Here is an 18445-nt window from a genome sequence, read left to right on the forward strand (position 1 = left end):
CCACGGGCGGCTGCCGCCGTGCCTGACATCGCCACGCCAGCGCCACGTGCGGCGAGACCGGCGGCGCCCGCGCCGGCAAGAGCCGCGCCGCCGACGGCAAGGCCAGTGCCGACCGCGGCTCCCGCGCCGAGCTGCGGCCCACCCGAGACGAGACCGTTGGCGATTCCTGGCCCGAAGATGCCAAGGCCAAGCAGCGAGAGCGCGGCGAGCACCACGGCCATGGCCTCGTCAATGGTCGGTGTGACGCCGCCAAAGCCGGCGGTGAACTGCGAGAACAGCGTAGACCCGATGCCGATGATGACGGCGAGCACCAGAACCTTGATGCCGGAGGAAATGACGTTGCCGAGCACCCGTTCGGCCATAAAGGCGGTCTTGCCGAAGAGGCCGAAGGGAATGAGGACGAAGCCCGCGAGCGTCGTCAGCTTGAACTCTATGAGCGTGATGAAGAGCTGGATAGAAAGGATGAAAAAGGCCAGCAGCACCAACGCCCAGGCGAACAGCAGGCAGGCGATCTGGATGAAGTTTTCGAAGAAGGCGACCCAGCCCATCAGGTCGGAGATGGATTCGAGCAGTGGCCGGGCGGCATCGAGCCCGGTCTGTGCGACGCGGCCGGGCCGCATCAGATCGGCTGCGGTGAAACCGGTGCCCGACGCCATCAGGCCGAGGCCCGCGAAGCTTTCGAAGACGATGCGGGCAAGATTGTTCCAGTTGCCGATGATGTAGGCGAAGACGCCGACGAACAGGGTCTTCTTGACCAGGCGGGCGATGATGTCGTCGTCGGCGCCCCATGACCAGAACAGGGCGGCGAGCGTGACGTCGATGACGATCAGCGTCGTGGCGATGAAGGCCACCTCGCCGCCGAGGAGGCCGAAGCCGCTATCGATATAGCTGGTGAAGACCCCGAGGAAGTTGTCGATGACGCCTGTGCCGCCCATGGATCGCTAGTCCTCGTTGTGCTGCGGTGCGGCAGGCGGCGTGCGACCAAGGAAGCGGTCGCGGGTCTCGGCCCAGACGCGGAGACATTCGGGATCGTTTGCGGCGGCTTCGCCCATTTGCTGACAGCGGCGCTGATCCGCGCGCAGCGGGTCGGCGGAAGGCGCCAGCGCCGGCGTAGAGGCCGGTCGCCCCGGTTCGTCCTTGCGCGTCATCTCGATCACCGCCGCCGTAATGGCGAAAGCGACGAAGACGATCGCTCCGATCCGCGCCAGGTTCTTGCCCTCCATCTCTTCCCCCTTCCGGCCGTCTGACCCGTCAGTTACCGTTGCTGAACATCTGCGCATTGCCAGGCTGGTAACCAGTGCCCGGCGTCAGGAAGCGTTGGCGCTGGATGCGACCCTGCTCGGCCGCCGCCGCGCGCTCGGCGTCGGTCAGTGCCTGCGCGCGGCCATTGGCGGCGACAACCGCCGTGAGGTCGGTAAGCTGCTGCGCCTGCAATGCGAGGAGCTGGTTGCCGGCCTGGGTCGCCTGCAAGGCGCCCGTCGCGCCCTGGCTCTGATCGACCAGCGCGGACATCTGCGCGCGATTGGTCTCGATATTGCCGACGACGCCCGCCTGGACGCGCATGGCGTCCTGCAAGCCGCCGACCGTGTTCTGCCACCGTGCGCGCGCGTCGGTGACGAGTTGTTGTTCCGACATGCTCAGATCGATGTTGCCGTAATTCTGCTGGAACGCCTGGTCGATCTGCTGGACGTCGAAGGCGATGTTCTGGGCTTCGCTAAGCAGGGATTGGGTGCGCCCGACCGCCTGCTGGAGCTGCTGCAAGGACGAATGAGGCAGGCTCGCGAGGTTGCGGGCCTGGTTGATAAGCATCTGCGCTTCGTTCTGCAGCGAGGTGATCTGGTTGTTGATCTGCTCGAGGGCTCGCGCCGCCTGAAGCACGTTCTGTGCATAATTGGTGGGGTCGTAGACGATCCACGCCGCCGCGGCCGGGGGCGCAAGCACCATCGGCAGCGCAGCGACCGGCGCGGCGATGAGCGCGGCGGCAAAGCGGGCCGCAAGCGTGCGGGGTTTACGAGTCTTCATGGTCAGTCTCCTTCTCGGCTTGGGGGGTGAGATTGCTGAGCTCTGGAATGAGGTCGGCCGCCCAGTCGACACCGCGTTCGCGCAGCCAGGCATCGAGGAAGCCGGGGCCGCCGTGTTCCGCGAGGATGCGGGCGATTGCGGTCTGATCGGTCTTGGCGGAAGTGGCGCAGAGCGCGAGTGCCACTTCGCTCAGGCCCAGTTCGAAGAGCCGGTTGCCGCGCCGCGACTGGCAGTAATAGTCACGCTTGGGCGTCGCCCGCGCGAGGATCTCGATCTGGCGGTCGTTGAGGCCGAAGCGCCGGTAGATGGCAGTGATCTGCGGTTCGATCGCCCGCTCGTTGGGCAGGAGCAATCGCGTCTGACAACTCTCGATGATGGCCGGCGCGACGGCTGATCCGTCGATGTCGCTGAGACTTTGCGTAGCGAAGACGACGGACGCGTTCTTCTTTCTGAGCGTTTTCAGCCATTCGCGGAGCTGGCCGGCAAAACCCTCGTCGTCGAGCGCCAGCCAGCCCTCGTCGATGATGATGAGCGTTGGCGAGCCATCGAGCCGGTCCTCGATGCGGTGGAAGAGATAGGCGAGGACCGCCGGCGCCGCGCCGGTGCCGATCAGGCCCTCGGTCTCGAAGGCCTGCACAGAAGCCCCGCCGAGATGCTCGGCCTCCGCGTCGAGCAGACGGCCATAGGCGCCGCCGACGCAATAGGGCTTGAGCGCCTGCTTGAGGTCGTTGGACTGAAGCAGCACGGCAAGGCCGGTGATCGTGCGTTCCTCGACGGGCGCCGAGGCGAGTGAGGTTAAGGCCGTCCAGAGATGCTCCTTCACCTCCGGCGTGATCTCGACGCCCTCACGCATGAGAATCGCCACGACCCAGTCGGCGGCCCATGCGCGCTCGGCCGTTTCCTCGAGACGGGAAAGCGGCTGCAGCGAGACGCTGTGCTCGTCGCCTTCGGTGAGACCGCCGCCGAGATCGTGCCAGTCGCCGCCCATGGCAAGTGCCGCGGCACGGATCGAGCCGCCGAAATCGAAGGCGAAGACCTGGGCGCTCGCATAGCGGCGGAGTTGCAGCGCCATCAGCGCCAGAAGCACGGACTTGCCCGCGCCGGTCGGACCGACGACGAGCGTGTGCCCGACATCGCCGACATGAAGGGAAAACCGGAACGGGGTAGAGCCTTCGGTCTTGCCGAACAGCAGTGGGGGCGCTGCAAAGTGCTCGTCCCGTTCCGGCCCCGCCCACACGGCGCTGAGGGGGATCATGTGGGCGAGATTGAGCGTGGAGATCGGCGGCTGGCGGACATTAGCGTAGACATGTCCGGGCAGCGAGCCGAGCCACGCATCGACGGCATTGATCGTTTCGGGCATCGCGGTGAAGTCGCGGCCTTGGATCACCTTTTCGACCAGGCGCAGTTTCTCGTCGGCGACGCGCGGGTCGGTATCCCACACCGTCACCGTCGCAGTGACATAGGCGACACCGGCATAGTCCGCGCCGAGCTCCTGCAGGGCGAGGTCTGCATCAGCCGCTTTGTTCGACGCATCGGTGTCGACCAGCACCGAAGCCTCGTTGGTCATGACCTCCTTGAGGATCGCGGCGATCGACTTGCGCTTGGCGAACCACTGGCGCCGGATGCGGGTCAGTAGCTTGGTCGCATCGGTCTTGTCCATCAGGATGGCGCGGGTCGACCAGCGATAGGGAAAGGCGAGCCGGTTGAGTTCATCGAGCAGACCAGGCGTGGTCGCCGTCGGGAATCCGGTGATCGTCAGCACGCGCAAATGCTCGTCGCCGAGTCGTGGCTCGAGCCCGCCGGCAAGCGGTTGGTCGGCAAGCAGCGCGTCCAGATAGATCGGCGTCTCGGGCACGCGGACGCGGTGGCGCTTCGTGGAAACGCAGCCATGCAGATAGGTCAGTGTCTCGGTGTCGTCGAGCCAGCGGCATTCGGGCATGAAGGCGTCGATCAGGCGCAACACGCGATCGGTGCGGTCGGCGAAGCCGGTCAGGACCTCGTGCGCATCGACGCCCTTGGTCTCGCGGCCTTCATAGAGCCAGCTCTCCGCGCGCGCGGCGTCCTCGGCCGGCGGCAAATAGGTGAAGGTCAGGAAATAGCTCGACTCGAAGTGCGCTCCGGCCTCCTCGAAACTTGCCTTGCGCTCGGCATCCACCAGCGCGGATGCCGCGTCGGGAAAGCGGCTGTCGGGATAGCTGTTCGAGGGATGGCGCTGCGCCTCCACGAAGATGGCCCAGCCCGAGCCGAGACGGCGAAACGCATTGTTCAGCCGGCCGGCGACGGCGATAAGCTCGGCCGGAACCGCGGAATCCAGGTCCGGTCCCCGGAACCGTGCCGTGCGCTGGAAGCTCCCGTCCTTGTTGAGGACGACGCCTTTGCCCACGAGGGCCACCCAGGGCAGGTAGTCGGCGAGCTGGGCGTTGCGGTTGCGGTATTCGGCGAGGTTCATCATGGGCGGTTCCTCTCGCTCAGGCCGTCAGATGCGCGGGAATGCGCAGGTGGCGGCGGCCGACCTCGACGAAGAGCGGATCGCGCTTGGCGGCCCAGACCGCCGCGAGATGCCCGATGGCCCAGATCGCCATGCCAGCGAGCCAGAGCCGCAAACCAAGGCCGATTGCGCCGGCGAGCGTGCCGTTCATGATGGCGATGGCGCGCGGCGCGCCGCCCAGCAGGATCGGTTCGGTCAGCGCCCGGTGGACCGGCACCGAGAAGCCGAGCAGGTCCCCGCCGCGTTCGTCGGCACCCGCCATCAGACGAGCGCCCCGCCGCCGAAGGAGAAGAAAGACAGGAAGAACGAACTTGCCGCGAACGCGATCGAAAGACCGAAGACGATCTGAATCAACCGACGGAAGCCGCCCGAGGTGTCGCCGAAGGCGAGCGTCAGGCCGGTGATGATAATGATGATGACGGCGAGGATCTTGGCGACCGGCCCCTCGATCGATTCCAGAATGGACTGGAGCGGTGCCTCCCATGGCATGGAGGAACCGGACGCATGAGCGGCGGGCGCCGTCATCAATGTAATGACCGCGACCGAAGCCGCCGCAGCCAGGCGGTGGCGGGCGTTACGCAGGGTCTGGTTCATGTGGGTTTTCCTTTGCGACTGGTGTGAGAAGAGGTGCGTCGGGCGCGACGACGGCAGTGACGCGGTAATCGCCATCCGGCCCGAGGCCTTCCACGTGAGCGAGTTCGGAAAGACGGCGGGCGCCGCCACGTCCCGACAGGACCGCCACGAGATCAATGGTCTCGGCGATCAGCGCGCGCGGAACGGTGACGACGGCTTCCTGGATGAGCTGTTCGAGACGGCGCAGCGCACCGATCGCCGTGCCGGCATGGATGGTGCCGACGCCGCCCGGATGACCCGTTCCCCAGGCTTTGAGGAGATCGAGGGCCTCGCTCCCGCGCACCTCGCCGATGGGAATGCGATCGGGACGCAGGCGCAGCGAGGAGCGGACGAGATCAGATAGCGTCGCGACGCCATCCTTGGTCCGCATGGCGACGAGGTTCGGTGCGGTGCATTGCAGTTCGCGGGTGTCTTCGATCAGCACCACGCGGTCGGAGGTCTTGGAAACCTCGGCGAGCAGCGCATTCGTCAGCGTGGTTTTGCCGGTCGAGGTGCCTCCGGCCACGAGGATATTGCGCCGTTCCGCAACCGCGATCCGCAGCGCCTCGGCTTGACTGGCGAGCATGATTCCCGTTGCCACATAATCGCCGAGCGTGAAGACGGCGACGGCGGGCTTGCGGATCGCGAAGGTTGGCGCCGCCACGACGGGCGGGAGGAGCCCCTCGAACCGCTCCCCTGTTTCCGGCAGTTCAGCCGAGACGCGCGGGCTTCCAGTATGGACCTCCGCGCCGACATGGTGCGCGACGAGGCGTATGATGCGCTCTCCATCGGCCGCGGAGAGGTTCTGATCCGTTGCGGTAAGCCCTTCTGAGAGCCGGTCGACCCAGAGCCGCCCATCGGGGTTGAGCATCACCTCGACGATCGCGGGATCTTCTAGAAATCCGGCGATCGCGGACCCGAGCGCCGTGCGCAACATGCGCGCGCCGCGAAGGATCGCCTCGGATTTCTGATGAAGGTTTGCCACGTCGTCCCCGTTCTCTTGCGGGCGCGCCCAATGCGCGACCCTGGGTCGGGGATAAGTAGAAGAGGCAGAATTCAAGGCATGACAACAACCAAAATGTGGTCGTCGTACCGTGGCGTATAAATACAGGGAAACGGCGGAGGGCTGAAATACTTCTTGGCGAAGTGCTCGTTAAGACAAGTCGGGCCGCACCGGCTCTAGCCGCACGAAATGTCGTCGATCGTCCTCGTTTCCTGATTGTACGAGATATTCATCCGCGTCCAATCCAGGTCGGAGGCTCTCGCACAGGTCGAACAGGTTAGCCGCCATCTCGCATTCGCTGGCTTTTGGGAAGCGCGTCGACGCTCTGTGCGGTCGGTTTTGGGTCTGGCGACCTGCTGACCGCTTAGCGCGGCGCGGCCGCTGGCGTCATCTGTGGGCATGCACGCTGGCGGACACCGGATGGCGCGGCGCAATCTGGTCGAGCGTGATCTCGCCAAAGCGCGTGGTAAACAGGGTCGCGGCCTCTGCCATGGTATCCACCATCACGGCGTTGACGTTCTTTTCCACCAGGCACTCGGCGTGCTCGCTGCGATTACCGATGGCGAAAAGATTGGGGCGGCCGAGCGCTTCATAGACGTCTAGAAGCGTGATCTCGTATAACGGACGCGCCAGTTGCCACCCCCCACCATGTCCCTTCTCAGAACGAACCAGGCCCGCCTCGCGCAGCCCCGCCATTGTCCGCCTGAACACGGCCGGATTGGTTCCCATGCTCCGGGCCAGCACATCTGACGTAAGCAGTTCGTTCGCCTGCTCCATATGAAGCAGGACGTGGAGGACGTCGGAAAGACGGGTATCTCGGTTCATCGTATAGCCTCTTTTGTGCATCGGCGTCGGATATCGCTACGGTGCCGCCGACCGCGCGGAATATTCGTATCTCCTATTGATACATGATGCCGATGCGATTATGTATCTCTAACTGTTACATGTGTTGGCGCTCCTGGTCCAGTCGGAACGGACCGCCGACTGCACTCAAGGAGATACATATGACTTTCGACACGATCATTGTCGGGGGGAGCTTTGCGGGGTTATCGGCCGCCCTTTATCTCGCCCGGGCGCGCCGCTCGGTCCTGGTGCTCGACACAGGCGCGCCGCGCAATCGTTTTGCTGCCGCCTCCCACGGCTTTTTTGCCCAGGACGGGAGCGATCCCAAGGCCATGCTCGAAATCATGCGCGCACAAGTGGCGGCCTATCCGACCGTGCAGTTCCGCGATCTGAAAGCCCTGAACGCTACTCGCAAGGAAGACCGTTTTCGGGTGACGCTGGAGAATGGCGGAGCGGTGACCGGGGCCAAGCTGCTCTTGGCCTTCGGAGTCAGCGACATTCTGCCCGACCTTCCCGGCCTCGCCGAACGCTGGGGGCGAACCGTTATCCATTGCCCCTATTGTCACGGCTACGAGTTCAACGACGAGCGGTTCGGCGTCCTCAATCTCTCGCCAATGTCGGCGCATCAGGCCACCTTGATCCCCGAATGGGGGCCGACGACCTTCTTTCTCAATGGCGGCACGATTGAGCCAGACGTTGCGGCGAAACTCGACGAGCGGGGCGTCACAATCGAGCCCGAGCCCGTGGATTGCCTTGTCGGTGAGGGGACGAGCCTGTCGGCGATCCGTCTCCGCAATGGCGTCGAGCAACCGATCGACGCGCTATTCGTCGGTCCGCGCAATCGCTTCAACAGCGATATTGCCGAAAGGCTCGGATGCGCGGTCGAGGAAGGTCCCCTCGGATCGGTGGTGACGGTCGACGAAATGAAGGCGACCAATGTCGCCGGGGTCTATGCCGCGGGGGATATCACGCGGATGGGGCACACTATCACCTTTGCCTGCGCGGACGGCGTCATGGCCGCGCTGGCAATTCATCGTTCGCTGGTGTTCGGAGGCTAACCGTCATGGATCACAAACACGCACCCTTCACCAACCCGGCCGCCATCGCCTCCTACGCGGCCAATGCCCCTCGCAAGGTGCCCGGGCTGGCCGATCTTCATCGCATGGTAATGTTGCTTCTTGCCGAACAGGCCCTGGGAGACGCGCATATACTCGTTGTCGGTGCGGGAGGCGGCATGGAAACCAAGGCCATGGCCGAGGCGCAGCCGGCTTGGCGCTTCACCGGCGTTGATCCTTCACCCGCAATGCTGGACCTTGCGCGCCAAACGCTCAACCCTTTTGCAGATCGTGTCGATCTGATCCAAGGCAGCATCGATCAGGCGCCCGCAGGTCCGTTCGATGGCGCGACATGCCTTCTCACGCTACATCACCTCGACCGGGAGGTGCGACTGCGGACGTTGGAGGACATTCGCCGCCGTCTTAGGCCGGGCACCAGTCTTGTGGTCGCGGAGCACTCGGCACCCGGTCCCGACCCCGAGCGCTGGATGACGCGTTCGATCGCCTTCGGCGATCGTGAGGAGCTTGATTGGGCGAAGGCGGCAGCCACCGGCAGGATGATGATGGAGCGCCTGTCATTGCTTACGCCGGCCCAGGAAGAAGACCTGCTGCGCGAGGCCGGGTTCACTGACGTAGAGCTGTATTACGCCGCCTTCTCCTTCCGCGGCTGGGTCGGAACAGCCGGCTAGCTTCAATGAAACGCCTGGTCTGTCGAATATATCGGCTACAGCATGGAATCGGCGGTTCACTATGCCGCTTGGCGGCGTGCGGTGATCGGCGGCAATATCGTATGTTGAGGACAATCGGTGGTTTATGGCGAACCGTGCGAGATGAAACTGAGCGCTATTGCACTATGACCGACTGGGTGGAACCTCATGGCAAAAGAGCCAAGCTGCCGGTCGTGCGGCCAGCTTCAAGCTCCACATGTGCTTTCACGGCCTCCGCGAGCCGGCAGGTTCCGCCGATCTGGCAGACAATGCCCGCCCCGAACGCGTCGATGACCGCCTGGCTCGCGCGCGTATAGCGATCCCGGTCGGACGAATAGGCCATGACGCTCGGCTTCGCCAATGCGGCCATTCCCAGTTCCTCGATCCCGATCGGAGGAACCGGTCCCGCGACCCAGCCGATGCTCGCGACAAGACCGAACGGACGCGCGCACCTCAGCGACTTGCCAAGCATGTCGCCGCCGATGCCATCGATCACGAAGTCGACGCACTGTCCGTCCGTCAGATCGGAGATCTCTCGGGGAATATCCGCATTTCGTCCGAGGATGACGTGACCGGCCCCGTTGGCCACGGCCAGAGCCGCTTTCTCTTCCGTGCTTGCCGTTCCGATCACGGTGGCGCCAAGATGCGCGGCCCAGCGCGTGAGCATCACGCCAAGGCCGCCGGCAGCGGCATGGACCAGCAGCACCGATCCGAGACGCACCGGATAGCCGGCATTCAGCAGCATGTGCGCGGTTAGACCGCGCAGCATGGATGTCGCCGCGACGTCGAACGGAATGTCGTCGGGCAGCCGGACGGCCCGCCAGGCAGGCAGCAGCCGTGTCGACGCGTAACCGCCTGGAATGCCCGCATAGACCACGCGGTCCCCCACCCGAAGGCCCTCGACATCTTGACCTATGGCCTCAACGGTCCCGGCCCCCTCGACGCCCGGAACACGCGGCTCGGGCAGTGGATAAAGCCCGCTGCGATGATAGACGTCGATAAAGTTGACGCCGATGGCGTGCTGGCGAAGGCGAATTTCGCCGGGTCCGGGCGCCTGCGGCGCGGCGTCCACGACCTCGAACACCTCGGGGCCACCGGCCCCTTTCATACGAACCTGAACATCCATGATCACTGCCTCCATCTAGGGGGACAATCATGCAGGCTTTACGATCGGCGAAAAATTCCCTTTATTTTCCCAACTAATGGGAAAATACTAACATATGGATTGGGACGACCTGCGCCATTTCTCGGCCTTCGCGACACATGGCAGCCTGAGCCGCGCGGCGCAGGGTCTCGGCGTCGAACATGCGACGGTCGCCCGCCGGATCGCCGCGCTGGAAGCGCATCTTAAGGTCAAGCTGGTGGATCGACGCGGGCGTCGGCTGATGCTGACACCGGATGGCGAGCGGATCGCGACGATGGCGCAAGGCATGGGGCGCGATGCGGCTGCGATCGAACGCGCGGCCGCGGGGGCGCGCGCCGAGCTGAGCGGCGTGATCACCGTCAGCGCCCCGCCGGCGTTCGCGGCCGCCCGACTTGTTGCGCCACTTGCCGCCTTGCGACAACGCCATCCCGGCCTTGAGATACGGCTCATCGGCGAATCCCGCAGTGCGGCGCTGGAAAGGCGCGAGGCGGACATCGCCATTCGGCTCAGCCGCCCCGAAGAGGGTGAGTTCACGATCACAAACCTCGGTGCGATGACCTTTCGCCTCTATGCCAGCCCGGCCTATCTGGCGCAGACGCCCGAGGCGAAGTGGACATTCATCGGCTATGACGGAGCCATGACGTCCGCACCCCAGCAGGTGAAACTGCGGGAAATTGCAGCCGGAAGACCTATCGCCTTTACCGCCAGCACCGCAGAGATACAGTTGGCGGCAACCAAGGCAGGTGCCGGTGTTGCGATTTTACCTGACTTCACGGTTGAGGGAGACAAGTCGCTTGTGTGCGTAAACACAAACGAACCCGCCTTCCGCCGCGACATCTGGTTGGCCGTTCATTCAGACATGAAAGGCGCACCGGGCATACGCGTCACAATCGAAGCGTTAAAAGCGGAGCTTGCCCAATAGCGCACAAACAAGGTCGCCGGCAGTGGCAGGGGACAGGAAAGCTGGTCACGCAATCGGCGATGTTTGGCGGAAGGGGTGGGATTCGGACTGCTTGTTCCCGGGAGATCTTCGCCTCAAGCTTGGTCAGGTTCTGGGATGACGTCCTCGGAAATCTCCTGCCTCAGCTTTGGCCCAGTCGCGAGGCGGCGCCCCAGCGCCGCGACGAAGGCCTCATAGCGTTCGCTCGCCTTGGCGCGCGCAGCCTGCGCTGCGGGCTCAGGCAAAACCGGTGTCGTGTTCAGCCAGAAGCGCACGAAGATCGCCAGCGTCTCGACGGCGATGCCGAGATCACGTTCCATCCGCGTCATGCGGCGGTCGAGCTGGTCGAGGCGCTTGGTGATCGCCGCCTCCTGGCGCTCGGCCGCGTCCGGCGAGAGGAAGGACGCGATGCCGGCCTCGGCGACCAGCGACAGCGAATGACCACGACGCGCGGCGTGCTCTGATAGCGCCTTCATGACGTCGGGCTCGAGATAGACGGAGAGCCGTTGCTTCCTTGGCGATTTCGTCATGATAGGTCTCCTACATCTCGATGCCGTCGCCGGGATCCAGCGAAGCCTGACGGGCGACCTGACGCATCGTGTCCTTGAGGCGGCTGTTGCGAGCGATGTCATCGTCGGCGTCGCTGGTTGGATCGATCTCGAACTCGTTCTCGATCGGCGCCTTCTTCTCGACCGGTTGCACGCGGCTCAGTTCAGGCTGCCGCCGCCGTTCGGATTCGGTGGTGTCCTCGTCATCGGGACTGGCGGCCCCTGCTGCTGCCGACATTTCCGGCACCGACGGAAGCGTCAGCTTGCTCCAATCGTCGGTCGACGCCCGGCCGGGTTTGATGTGTGCCGGCGGTGGCAGGATCCGCTCCTGAAACCGCTGATCCTCATAGTAGCGGGCTTTCTTCGCCCGGATCGGTGGCGTGCCGGCGACCATGACGATCTCGTCGGCGGGTGGAAGCTGCATGACCTCGCCGGGTGTGAGCAGCGGCCGCGCCGTTTCCGAGCGCGATACCATCAGGTGACCGAGCCAGGGCGACAGCCGATGGCCGGCATAGTTCTTCATCGCGCGCATTTCCGTGGCGGTACCGAGCGCATCGGACACCCGCTTCGCGGTGCGCTCGTCGTTCGCCGCGAAGCTCACGCGGACATGGCAGTTGTCGAGGATCGAATTGTTCGGCCCGTAGGCCTTCTCGATCTGGTTCAGCGATTGCGCGATCAGGAAGCTCTTGAGGCCATAGCCTGCCATGAAAGCGAGCGCGCTTTCGAAGAAGTCGAGCCGGCCGAGCGCCGGGAACTCATCGAGCATCAACAGCAGCCGGTGCCGCCCCGCCTTGGCCTGTAGATCCTCGGTCAGGCGCCGGCCAACCTGATTGAGAATGAGACGGATCAGCGGTTTCGTGCGATTGATATCGGAGGGTGGCACGACGAGGTAGAGCGTCGTTGGTTGCTTGCTGCCGACGATGTCGGTGATGCGCCAGTCGCAGCGCCGGGTGACCTCGGCGACCACGGGATCGCGGTAGAGGCCGAGGAACGACATGGCGGTCGACAGAACGCCCGACCGTTCGTTGACACTCTTGTTCAGCAGTTCCCGCGCGGCGCTGGCGATAACGGGGTGCGGCCCGGATTCGCCGAGATGCACCGTCTTCATCATCGCCGCAAGCGTCGACTCGATGGGGTGTTTCGGATCTGAGAGAAAGGCTGCGACACCGGCGAGCGTCTTGTCCTTCTCCGCATAGAGGACGTGCAGGATCGCGCCGACCAGCAGCGCATGGCTGGTCTTCTCCCAATGGTTCCGCTTTTCGAGACTGCCCTCCGGATCGACCAGGGTGTCGGCGATGTTCTGGACGTCGCGAACCTCCCATTCTCCTTTCCGGACCTCCAGGAGCGGATTGTAGGCGGCCGATTTCGGATTGGTCGGGTCGAACAACAGGACGCGGCCATGCCGCGACCGAAAGCCGGACGTGAGCTGCCAGTTCTCACCCTTGATGTCGTGGACGATCGCCGAGCCGGGCCAGGTCAGCAGCGAGGGCACGACCAGGCCGACGCCCTTGCCGGATCGGGTCGGTGCGAAGCACAAGACATGCTCGGGGCCGTCATGGCGCAGATAGTTCTGTTCGAGCTTGCCGAGCACGACGCCATCGGGACCGAGCAGGCCAGCGGACCTCGCCTCGTCGGGCCGTGCCCATCGTGCAGACCCGTAGGTCTCGACATTCTTCGCCTCGCGCGCCCGCCAGACCGACATGCCGATCGCCACGGCGATCGAGATGAAGCCGCCGGATGCGGCGATGCAGGCGCCCTCGATGAAGATCGGCGGGGCATAGGCATCGTAGAAATACCACCACCAGAAAAAGGCTGGCGGATAATAGATCGGCCAACCGGCGATCTCGAACCAGGGCGCGCCAAGCTGGGGCTGGAAGCCGAGGCGCCAGGCCGTCCACTGCGTTGCGGCCCAGGTCGTCAGCAGCACGATCACGTAGACGGTGAGGATCTGGCCCCAGAGGATTTTTGTCGCGGGCATGGCGGCTCTCCTTTTTTCTTCGTCAGAGGCCGAGGCCCCGTTTGCGGCCGAAGCTCCAGTCGACGCCGCCGTCCTTACGGGCGACGCCGGAGATATGCTGGCCGAGTTGTCGTTCGAGGGATGGTGTCCAGGGCACGAGCTGGAAGCCGAGACCGTCGTCGATCATGGCAAAGCGACCGGAGGCCAGTGCGAAGCGCTGCCGATAAGTGCCGGCGACATATTCGCCGGTGCCCGCCTTCGCGAACGGCCGTCCCGTCTCCCTTGCGAGTCTCTCGCCGAGCGCCTCGACCTCGCGCTGCCGTAGCGTGTCGATCAGGTTGCGGGAGAAGATGACGCTGCGGCCATGGCGTTCGGCCAGACGCTGCTCGATCAGATGTTCGGCGCGGCGATCCTTGGCTTCGCGCACTTCGGCGCCGAACCCGCCGCCGCCGAGCGCGGCTGGCTCACGAGCGACGGCCTGCCGGTCGAGCCATGTGGCGCCCGTCGCCGTGACCTGGGTAGAAATGTCGAGATCGGACCGGACCGCGAGCGCAACCCGGCGCCGGCCCCGTGCATCGTCGAAGCGGCGCAGCTCGACGATCGAGCCTGGCGCGCTATCGCCGGCCGCATCGAGATCGGGAAGCTTGATGTGATGGGTGCGGCCATCGACGCCATCGACCACGGCATAGGCCGTGCCCTTCAGCTCGTCATCGAGACCGCGATCGACCAAGCGTCCGACGATGGGATCGTCGATGCTCTCGGCGGCCAGCACATAGCTTGCGGCGCCGCGATCGATGCCGCGTTCGGTGAGGCCGCGATGGATGCGTTTGATGATGTCACCGCGCTCGCCGAGCTCGCGCAGTGTCGTCTCGGCCTTCTCGGCAATCGCCCATTGGCCGGGGCCGATCTCGTCGGCGAGACCCAGCGTCTTCAGCTTGCGCAGGCGTCCGACCTTCATCGCGTGAAATTCGTCAGGCTGTCGATCGGGATGAGGCGCGCGATCGACGATGCCGGTGCGATACGCATCGCGGGCGAGCTGGCGGTCGAGGTTGGTCCAGCGGTCGGCCTCGATCTGGCGTTCGAGCGTGCGGCGGATGTCGTGGTCGGTGCGCGGACCGAGTTCCAGGGTAATGAGGTCGCGCGCCCGGTCGCGCATCCCTTCCTTGATGTAGTCGCGCGAGATGACGAGGTTCTCGCCGTCGTCGCGGACGCCGCGCACGATCAGGTGGACGTGGGGATGCTCCGTGTTCCAATGATCGGCGGCGGCCCAGTCGAGCGGGGTGCCGAGATCCTTTTCCATCTGTCCAACCAGGTCGTGAGTGAAGGATCTCAGGTCCGACATCTCCAGCGCATCGTCGGGCGAGACGATGAATCGGAAATGATGGCGATCATCCTCGCAGCGGTCGGCGAAATCCTTCGGATCGACATCATCCCCGCCGGGGCCGAAGAGCCGCGCCTTCTCCCCGTCGCGGGTGACGCCCTCGCGGCGCAGATAGCCGAGATGGGGCGCGAGCGGGGCGTTGCGGCCGCCATGACGAACGACGCGCGCCTTGACGACGGCGCCGCGCGAGCGGGTGGTGAGCAGACGGTTGGCCTGCACTGCGGCGCGCTGGCCGCGGCCGAAGCGCGAGCGATTGCCAGGACCGATCTTTCCTTTCCTGGAGACGGACCCTCCGGCCTTCTGCGCGGCGGCGAGCGCCTGCGCGATGAAGGGCCTTGCCTGCTGGGCGCGCGTGGAGCGGATGCGGCCCGGGCGGATACGAAAATCGTCCTCGCTGCTCATGGCCAGCGCTCCGCACATCGCGCAAAGACACGGAAATCAATCAGGAAATGCGCGTCGCGCAGGCTGCGCCGCTCAGGCGCACATCGCGAAATCGCGCCATAACCCCTTGAAAAATCACAACCGCCCGAGACCGCACATCGCGGCCCTTTATCCTGCCATCGTGCGGTTGTGATGCCCGCGCTTCCCCGCGCTCCCGCCTTTGACACGCCGGACCCCGCCATGGTGCGATAGGGTGCGAACGGGGTCATTGCGGTTCTGCGTCATCGGTTCGGGTGACGAAAAGGTCGCCTGTCTGCGGGTCGGTCGGTGCCAAATCACGCGCGGCAGGCGACGATAATGGTGCGATGGAAGCGTCGTCATTGTGCCGGGCATCTGCACCTGTGCTGCTGTCGGCTCGCGCAATGAACAGCGGCGCTCGCATCCACGCGAGCGGATCGGCGGGCGCGACCGTGACGGGAAACGTGAGATCGCCGCCACCGATGATCGGCGCGAGTGCGGCGACATAGGCGCGCGTTTCAGCCGGCAGAGGACGGCCCGTCACGCGGTATTCCTCATAGCGGCCGGGGCCGGCATTGTAGGCGGCCAGAAAAGCCGGCGAGCCGTAGTGATCATGCATTTCGCGCAAGTAAGCGGCGCCCGCGAATATGTTGTCGCGCGGATCGTAAGGATCGCTGCCGAGCCCATAGCGCGCGCGCAATTCCATCCATGTCGCGGGCATGATCTGCATCAGACCCATTGCTCCCTTGGGCGAAACGGCATGCACATCGCCGCGGCTTTCGACGCGCATGACCGCACGTATCCAGACCTCTGGAATGCCGAACCGCTGCGCTGCCTCGGCGACGAAGCCGGCATAGGGATCGGCGGGAACAACGCGCATCGGCAGCGTGTCCTGCGCAAAAGCAGACGCCTGTGGGACCGCAGTGATGGCAAGGCCGGAAAGGAGAAGGAAGGCGGAGCGCCGAACGGTGGCCCACCGCCCGGCGACGGCATGAGAGCGGTGGGACCGCATCGCTCAGTCCCGCTCGCCGCGCCTGGGCGGGCGGTTCCAGTGCAGGCCCCAAGCGGATTTGTCGTCGGCCGACTGAAACAGGTTGGCGCGGATGGGCTGCGGAAAGGTCGGATCATCGAGCAACAGGGAGATGTAATCACCGGCCTTCTCGCCGGTACGTTTCCAGCCGGCTCCGATCTCCGCGCCAGCCTCGTTGGTCATACCGTCGAAGACGTGGACGCGATAATGTGGTGCGTTCTCGGCTTCGGACGGCTCGGCCGGAATGATGATGATGTCCTGGTGCAGCAAGAGTGTCTCCAGATTGCCGATAAAGCCGTTATCGTCTCGCGTGAATTGACCGATCAGGGACATGATTGCCTCCATGCATTTGCGGTGGGGTTGGACATGGGCGCGCCGTCACCGCGTCGGCGCGAGCCAGACGAAGCGGCCATCGCCGTCTTCGTCGGTGTAGAGTGGGATCGCTCGACCGATGACGGCGGAGGCCGGAAGCGGACCGAAGTAGCGGCCGTCGAGGCTGTCGCGAACCTGCCAGTTCATGAGGAAGAGTTCGTCATCGGCAACGATACGGCAGCCCTGCCAGACGGGCAGAGGACGACCGAGGCGATCACGATCCAGGGCGTCCCCCATCGGCACGGCGTCGACCGTGATCGCGCGGCCGGTACGGCAGACGCGCTGTCCGGGCAGCGCGGCGATGCGCTTCATCAACGGCACGCCGCGACCGATATAGCCGCGTTCGACCATGAAGCTCTCAAGCGGCTCGGGCGGGCGCAGGGCGACCAGGTCGGTGATGTCCGGGGACCGTTCCGGCTCGATGGCGTAGAGGCCGATCGGCGTGCTGGCCGAGGCGTTCCAGATGATCCTGGGCGCGAAGGACACGATCGACAGGACGCCGACGAGCGACGCGGCGCAGGCCGTGGTGATGGCGTAGCCGAGCCGGATCATGCGCCGGTCCTCCGCGTGAGCAGGAAGGCGCGATGGCGCCGCATCGTATAGGCGCGCGGTGTCTCGCCTGCGGCCAGGCGGTTGTGAACGTGCCGCCAGTGATCGTGTGAGACCTCGACCGGATCGATTCTGCCGGCCTCGATCGCGTCGATGTGTTGGAGCATCCGCTCCACCTTCGACCAGCCGTTGACGCGCAGCAGGATGTCGCCGCCGGGTGTCACGGTGGGAACGGTCTGGCAGGGCTCGCCCCGCCGCACGGTGCGCAGGATGTCGAGCCGCGACAGCACGGTGCCGTGCTCGTTCGTGGCCCAGCGCACCAGTGCGAAAATCGCGTCGGGCGCGAAGAAGAGGATGCGGCGGCGACGGTCAAGGATCTGCTCGCGCGTTTCGCGACCGAAGCGAATCCAGTGCTCGGTCTGCTTCTCGATCCAGACGAGTTCGACCTGGGTGAGATCATCGGGCGCTGAGGCGCGCGCGGATGCGGCGACAAGGCCGGTCATTATCCTTCTCCTGACGAGGGTGGGAATTCGCGTTCGAACAGCGCACGCAGCATGTCGGCGACGGTCTGGCCGCTCTGGAAGGCGGCGATCTTGATGCGGCCGCGCATGTCGGCGGTGACGTCGATCGTCAGCCGAGCGGTGAAATCCTCGGTAGCCGGTGCGCGCTTGGCGGAGTGTTCCGGCGCTCTGATCCAGCGATCGGGATCGCGGGGACGCGAAGCAAAGCTGCGCTTGGAAGACCGCTCGTTCACGATGTGATCCCCTCGATGGCATTGGCGAGGGCGGCGATCTCGGCTGTCGCCGAACCGGCATGCTCCATTTCGCTGACAAGCCGGCCGCCTTGTGCGGCAACGGCGAAGGCAACGCGCTGACCGATCGTTGCCTGCAGCACCGGCGGGTCGTGATCCGCGAGCGCTTGCGCTGTCTCGCGTGCGATGACGGTGCGGGCCGCGCAGCGGTTCAGCACGAAACATGCGATGAGCTGAGGGCGATAGATGTGTGCCTCGTCGAGTAACGCCAGCATCTCGGCCGAGGCCCAGCCGTCGAGCGGCGATGGCTGCACAGGGATCAGCACCAAGTCTGCGGCAAGCAGCGCCGAACGCATCAACCCCGCTACTCTGGGTGGCCCGTCGATGATGATGTGATCGACTTCGCGGGCAAGTTCGGGGGCTTCCCGGTGTAGCGTGTCGCGTGCCAGGCCGACGACGCCGAACAGGCGCGGCAGTCCTTCGCGGGCGCGCTGCTCAGACCAGTCGAGCGCCGAGCCTTGGGGGTCGGCGTCGATCATGGTGACGCGCCGTCCCTGGCTCGCCCAGTACCCGGCGAGATGCAGCGCAAGCGTCGTCTTGCCGCTACCACCCTTCTGATTGAGGAGCGCGACGATCATGGCGCA

The 18445-nt window shown here is 65.1% G+C and carries 21 protein-coding genes; 3 read left to right on the plus strand and 18 right to left on the minus strand.

Annotated elements, in window-relative coordinates; genetic code table 11:
• The 8 genes from trbL to GM909_RS11910 all read right to left on the minus strand — a co-directional run.
• A partial coding sequence (trbL, locus tag GM909_RS11875) for a P-type conjugative transfer protein TrbL (protein WP_157016605.1) occupies window positions 1-935 on the minus strand: 935 nt, incomplete at its 3' end.
• A 6-nt stretch (window positions 936-941) separates the two neighbouring features.
• Complete coding sequence (gene trbK-alt / locus GM909_RS11880; protein WP_157016606.1) at window positions 942-1223, minus strand: putative entry exclusion protein TrbK-alt; 282 nt, start codon at window positions 1221-1223, stop codon at window positions 942-944.
• Between the two features lie 28 nt (window positions 1224-1251).
• Complete coding sequence (trbJ, locus tag GM909_RS11885) at window positions 1252-2022, minus strand: P-type conjugative transfer protein TrbJ (protein WP_157016607.1); 771 nt, start codon at window positions 2020-2022, stop codon at window positions 1252-1254.
• Window positions 2009-4474, minus strand: a complete 2466-nt coding sequence (gene trbE / locus GM909_RS11890; protein WP_157016608.1) for a conjugal transfer protein TrbE — start codon at window positions 4472-4474, stop codon at window positions 2009-2011. The genes trbJ and trbE overlap by 14 nt, the downstream gene beginning before the upstream one ends.
• Window positions 4475-4490: 16 nt before the next feature.
• Window positions 4491-4772, minus strand: a complete 282-nt coding sequence (locus GM909_RS11895; RefSeq protein ID WP_157016609.1) for a VirB3 family type IV secretion system protein — start codon at window positions 4770-4772, stop codon at window positions 4491-4493.
• Window positions 4772-5104 (minus strand): TrbC/VirB2 family protein, encoded by a 333-nt coding sequence (locus GM909_RS11900; RefSeq protein WP_157016610.1) that lies wholly within the window; start codon window positions 5102-5104, stop codon window positions 4772-4774. The genes GM909_RS11895 and GM909_RS11900 overlap by 1 nt, the downstream gene beginning before the upstream one ends.
• A complete protein-coding gene (trbB, locus tag GM909_RS11905) occupies window positions 5085-6107 on the minus strand; it encodes a P-type conjugative transfer ATPase TrbB (RefSeq protein WP_157016611.1) in 1023 nt (340 codons plus the stop codon). The genes GM909_RS11900 and trbB overlap by 20 nt, the downstream gene beginning before the upstream one ends.
• Before the next feature lie 405 nt (window positions 6108-6512).
• Window positions 6513-6950 (minus strand): Rrf2 family transcriptional regulator, encoded by a 438-nt coding sequence (locus tag GM909_RS11910; protein ID WP_157016612.1) that lies wholly within the window; start codon window positions 6948-6950, stop codon window positions 6513-6515.
• Window positions 6951-7129: 179 nt separating this feature from the next.
• On the opposite strand from GM909_RS11910, the gene GM909_RS11915 reads away from it, so the two are divergent.
• Window positions 7130-8026, plus strand: coding sequence for an NAD(P)/FAD-dependent oxidoreductase (locus GM909_RS11915; RefSeq protein WP_157016613.1), 897 nt, complete (start codon window positions 7130-7132; stop codon window positions 8024-8026).
• Window positions 8027-8031: 5 nt separating this feature from the next.
• On the plus strand, window positions 8032-8712 hold the full coding sequence (locus GM909_RS11920; protein ID WP_157016614.1) for a class I SAM-dependent methyltransferase: 681 nt from the start codon (window positions 8032-8034) through the stop codon (window positions 8710-8712).
• Window positions 8713-8896: 184 nt separating this feature from the next.
• Here GM909_RS11920 and GM909_RS11925 read toward each other — a convergent pair whose 3' ends face one another.
• Window positions 8897-9856: a quinone oxidoreductase family protein gene (locus tag GM909_RS11925; protein ID WP_157016615.1), complete on the minus strand. Its 960-nt coding sequence runs from the start codon at window positions 9854-9856 to the stop codon at window positions 8897-8899.
• A gap of 94 nt (window positions 9857-9950) precedes the next feature.
• On the opposite strand from GM909_RS11925, the gene GM909_RS11930 reads away from it, so the two are divergent.
• Complete coding sequence (locus GM909_RS11930; RefSeq protein ID WP_157016616.1) at window positions 9951-10796, plus strand: LysR family transcriptional regulator; 846 nt, start codon at window positions 9951-9953, stop codon at window positions 10794-10796.
• 113 nt (window positions 10797-10909) lie between these two features.
• Here the strand turns inward: GM909_RS11930 and GM909_RS11935 are convergent, their stop codons facing one another.
• The 9 genes from GM909_RS11935 to parA all read right to left on the minus strand — a co-directional run bounded on the left by GM909_RS11935 (window position 10910) and on the right by parA (window position 18439).
• Window positions 10910-11344 carry a CopG family transcriptional regulator gene (locus tag GM909_RS11935; RefSeq protein WP_157016617.1) on the minus strand — a complete coding sequence of 145 codons (435 nt, stop codon included), beginning with the start codon at window positions 11342-11344 and terminating at the stop codon, window positions 10910-10912.
• A gap of 10 nt (window positions 11345-11354) precedes the next feature.
• Window positions 11355-13340: a conjugal transfer protein TraG gene (locus tag GM909_RS11940; RefSeq protein ID WP_157016618.1), complete on the minus strand. Its 1986-nt coding sequence runs from the start codon at window positions 13338-13340 to the stop codon at window positions 11355-11357.
• A gap of 22 nt (window positions 13341-13362) precedes the next feature.
• Window positions 13363-15102: a relaxase/mobilization nuclease domain-containing protein gene (locus GM909_RS11945; RefSeq protein WP_157016619.1), complete on the minus strand. Its 1740-nt coding sequence runs from the start codon at window positions 15100-15102 to the stop codon at window positions 13363-13365.
• Window positions 15103-15346: 244 nt separating this feature from the next.
• On the minus strand, window positions 15347-16111 hold the full coding sequence (locus tag GM909_RS11950) for a lytic transglycosylase domain-containing protein (RefSeq protein ID WP_157016620.1): 765 nt from the start codon (window positions 16109-16111) through the stop codon (window positions 15347-15349).
• A gap of 3 nt (window positions 16112-16114) precedes the next feature.
• Complete coding sequence (locus tag GM909_RS11955) at window positions 16115-16462, minus strand: DUF736 domain-containing protein (RefSeq protein WP_157016621.1); 348 nt, start codon at window positions 16460-16462, stop codon at window positions 16115-16117.
• Window positions 16463-16507: 45 nt separating this feature from the next.
• Window positions 16508-17053 (minus strand): S26 family signal peptidase, encoded by a 546-nt coding sequence (locus GM909_RS11960; RefSeq protein ID WP_157016622.1) that lies wholly within the window; start codon window positions 17051-17053, stop codon window positions 16508-16510.
• Window positions 17050-17553 carry a DUF2840 domain-containing protein gene (locus GM909_RS11965; RefSeq protein WP_157016623.1) on the minus strand — a complete coding sequence of 168 codons (504 nt, stop codon included), beginning with the start codon at window positions 17551-17553 and terminating at the stop codon, window positions 17050-17052. The genes GM909_RS11960 and GM909_RS11965 overlap by 4 nt, the downstream gene beginning before the upstream one ends.
• A complete protein-coding gene (locus tag GM909_RS11970; protein WP_157016624.1) occupies window positions 17553-17804 on the minus strand; it encodes a hypothetical protein in 252 nt (83 codons plus the stop codon). Before GM909_RS11970 ends, GM909_RS11965 begins: the two co-directional genes overlap by 1 nt.
• Window positions 17801-18439 (minus strand): ParA family partition ATPase, encoded by a 639-nt coding sequence (gene parA, locus GM909_RS11975; protein ID WP_157016625.1) that lies wholly within the window; start codon window positions 18437-18439, stop codon window positions 17801-17803. Before parA ends, GM909_RS11970 begins: the two co-directional genes overlap by 4 nt.
• Between the last annotated feature and the right edge of the window lie 6 nt (window positions 18440-18445).

The sequence above is a fragment of the Mesorhizobium xinjiangense genome, assembly GCF_009749525.1.
Taxonomy (GTDB): domain Bacteria; phylum Pseudomonadota; class Alphaproteobacteria; order Rhizobiales; family Rhizobiaceae; genus Mangrovimarina; species Mangrovimarina xinjiangensis.

Excerpts from the sequence above, each read along its gene's own strand:
- trbK-alt (WP_157016606.1), bottom strand. The coding sequence starts at position 1,223 with ATGGAGGGCAAGAACCTGGCGCGGATCGGAGCGATCGTCTTCGTCGCT.
- trbJ (WP_157016607.1), bottom strand. The coding sequence starts at position 2,022 with ATGAAGACTCGTAAACCCCGCACGCTTGCGGCCCGCTTTGCCGCCGCG.
- trbE (WP_157016608.1), bottom strand. The coding sequence starts at position 4,474 with ATGATGAACCTCGCCGAATACCGCAACCGCAACGCCCAGCTCGCCGAC.
- GM909_RS11895 (WP_157016609.1), bottom strand. The coding sequence starts at position 4,772 with ATGGCGGGTGCCGACGAACGCGGCGGGGACCTGCTCGGCTTCTCGGTG.
- GM909_RS11900 (WP_157016610.1), bottom strand. The coding sequence starts at position 5,104 with ATGAACCAGACCCTGCGTAACGCCCGCCACCGCCTGGCTGCGGCGGCT.
- GM909_RS11910 (WP_157016612.1), bottom strand. The coding sequence starts at position 6,950 with ATGAACCGAGATACCCGTCTTTCCGACGTCCTCCACGTCCTGCTTCAT.
- GM909_RS11915 (WP_157016613.1), top strand. The coding sequence starts at position 7,130 with ATGACTTTCGACACGATCATTGTCGGGGGGAGCTTTGCGGGGTTATCG.
- GM909_RS11920 (WP_157016614.1), top strand. The coding sequence starts at position 8,032 with ATGGATCACAAACACGCACCCTTCACCAACCCGGCCGCCATCGCCTCC.
- GM909_RS11925 (WP_157016615.1), bottom strand. The coding sequence starts at position 9,856 with ATGGATGTTCAGGTTCGTATGAAAGGGGCCGGTGGCCCCGAGGTGTTC.
- GM909_RS11930 (WP_157016616.1), top strand. The coding sequence starts at position 9,951 with ATGGATTGGGACGACCTGCGCCATTTCTCGGCCTTCGCGACACATGGC.
- GM909_RS11935 (WP_157016617.1), bottom strand. The coding sequence starts at position 11,344 with ATGACGAAATCGCCAAGGAAGCAACGGCTCTCCGTCTATCTCGAGCCC.
- GM909_RS11940 (WP_157016618.1), bottom strand. The coding sequence starts at position 13,340 with ATGCCCGCGACAAAAATCCTCTGGGGCCAGATCCTCACCGTCTACGTG.
- GM909_RS11945 (WP_157016619.1), bottom strand. The coding sequence starts at position 15,102 with ATGAGCAGCGAGGACGATTTTCGTATCCGCCCGGGCCGCATCCGCTCC.
- GM909_RS11950 (WP_157016620.1), bottom strand. The coding sequence starts at position 16,111 with ATGCGGTCCCACCGCTCTCATGCCGTCGCCGGGCGGTGGGCCACCGTT.
- GM909_RS11955 (WP_157016621.1), bottom strand. The coding sequence starts at position 16,462 with ATGTCCCTGATCGGTCAATTCACGCGAGACGATAACGGCTTTATCGGC.
- GM909_RS11960 (WP_157016622.1), bottom strand. The coding sequence starts at position 17,053 with ATGATCCGGCTCGGCTACGCCATCACCACGGCCTGCGCCGCGTCGCTC.
- GM909_RS11965 (WP_157016623.1), bottom strand. The coding sequence starts at position 17,553 with ATGACCGGCCTTGTCGCCGCATCCGCGCGCGCCTCAGCGCCCGATGAT.
- parA (WP_157016625.1), bottom strand. The coding sequence starts at position 18,439 with ATGATCGTCGCGCTCCTCAATCAGAAGGGTGGTAGCGGCAAGACGACG.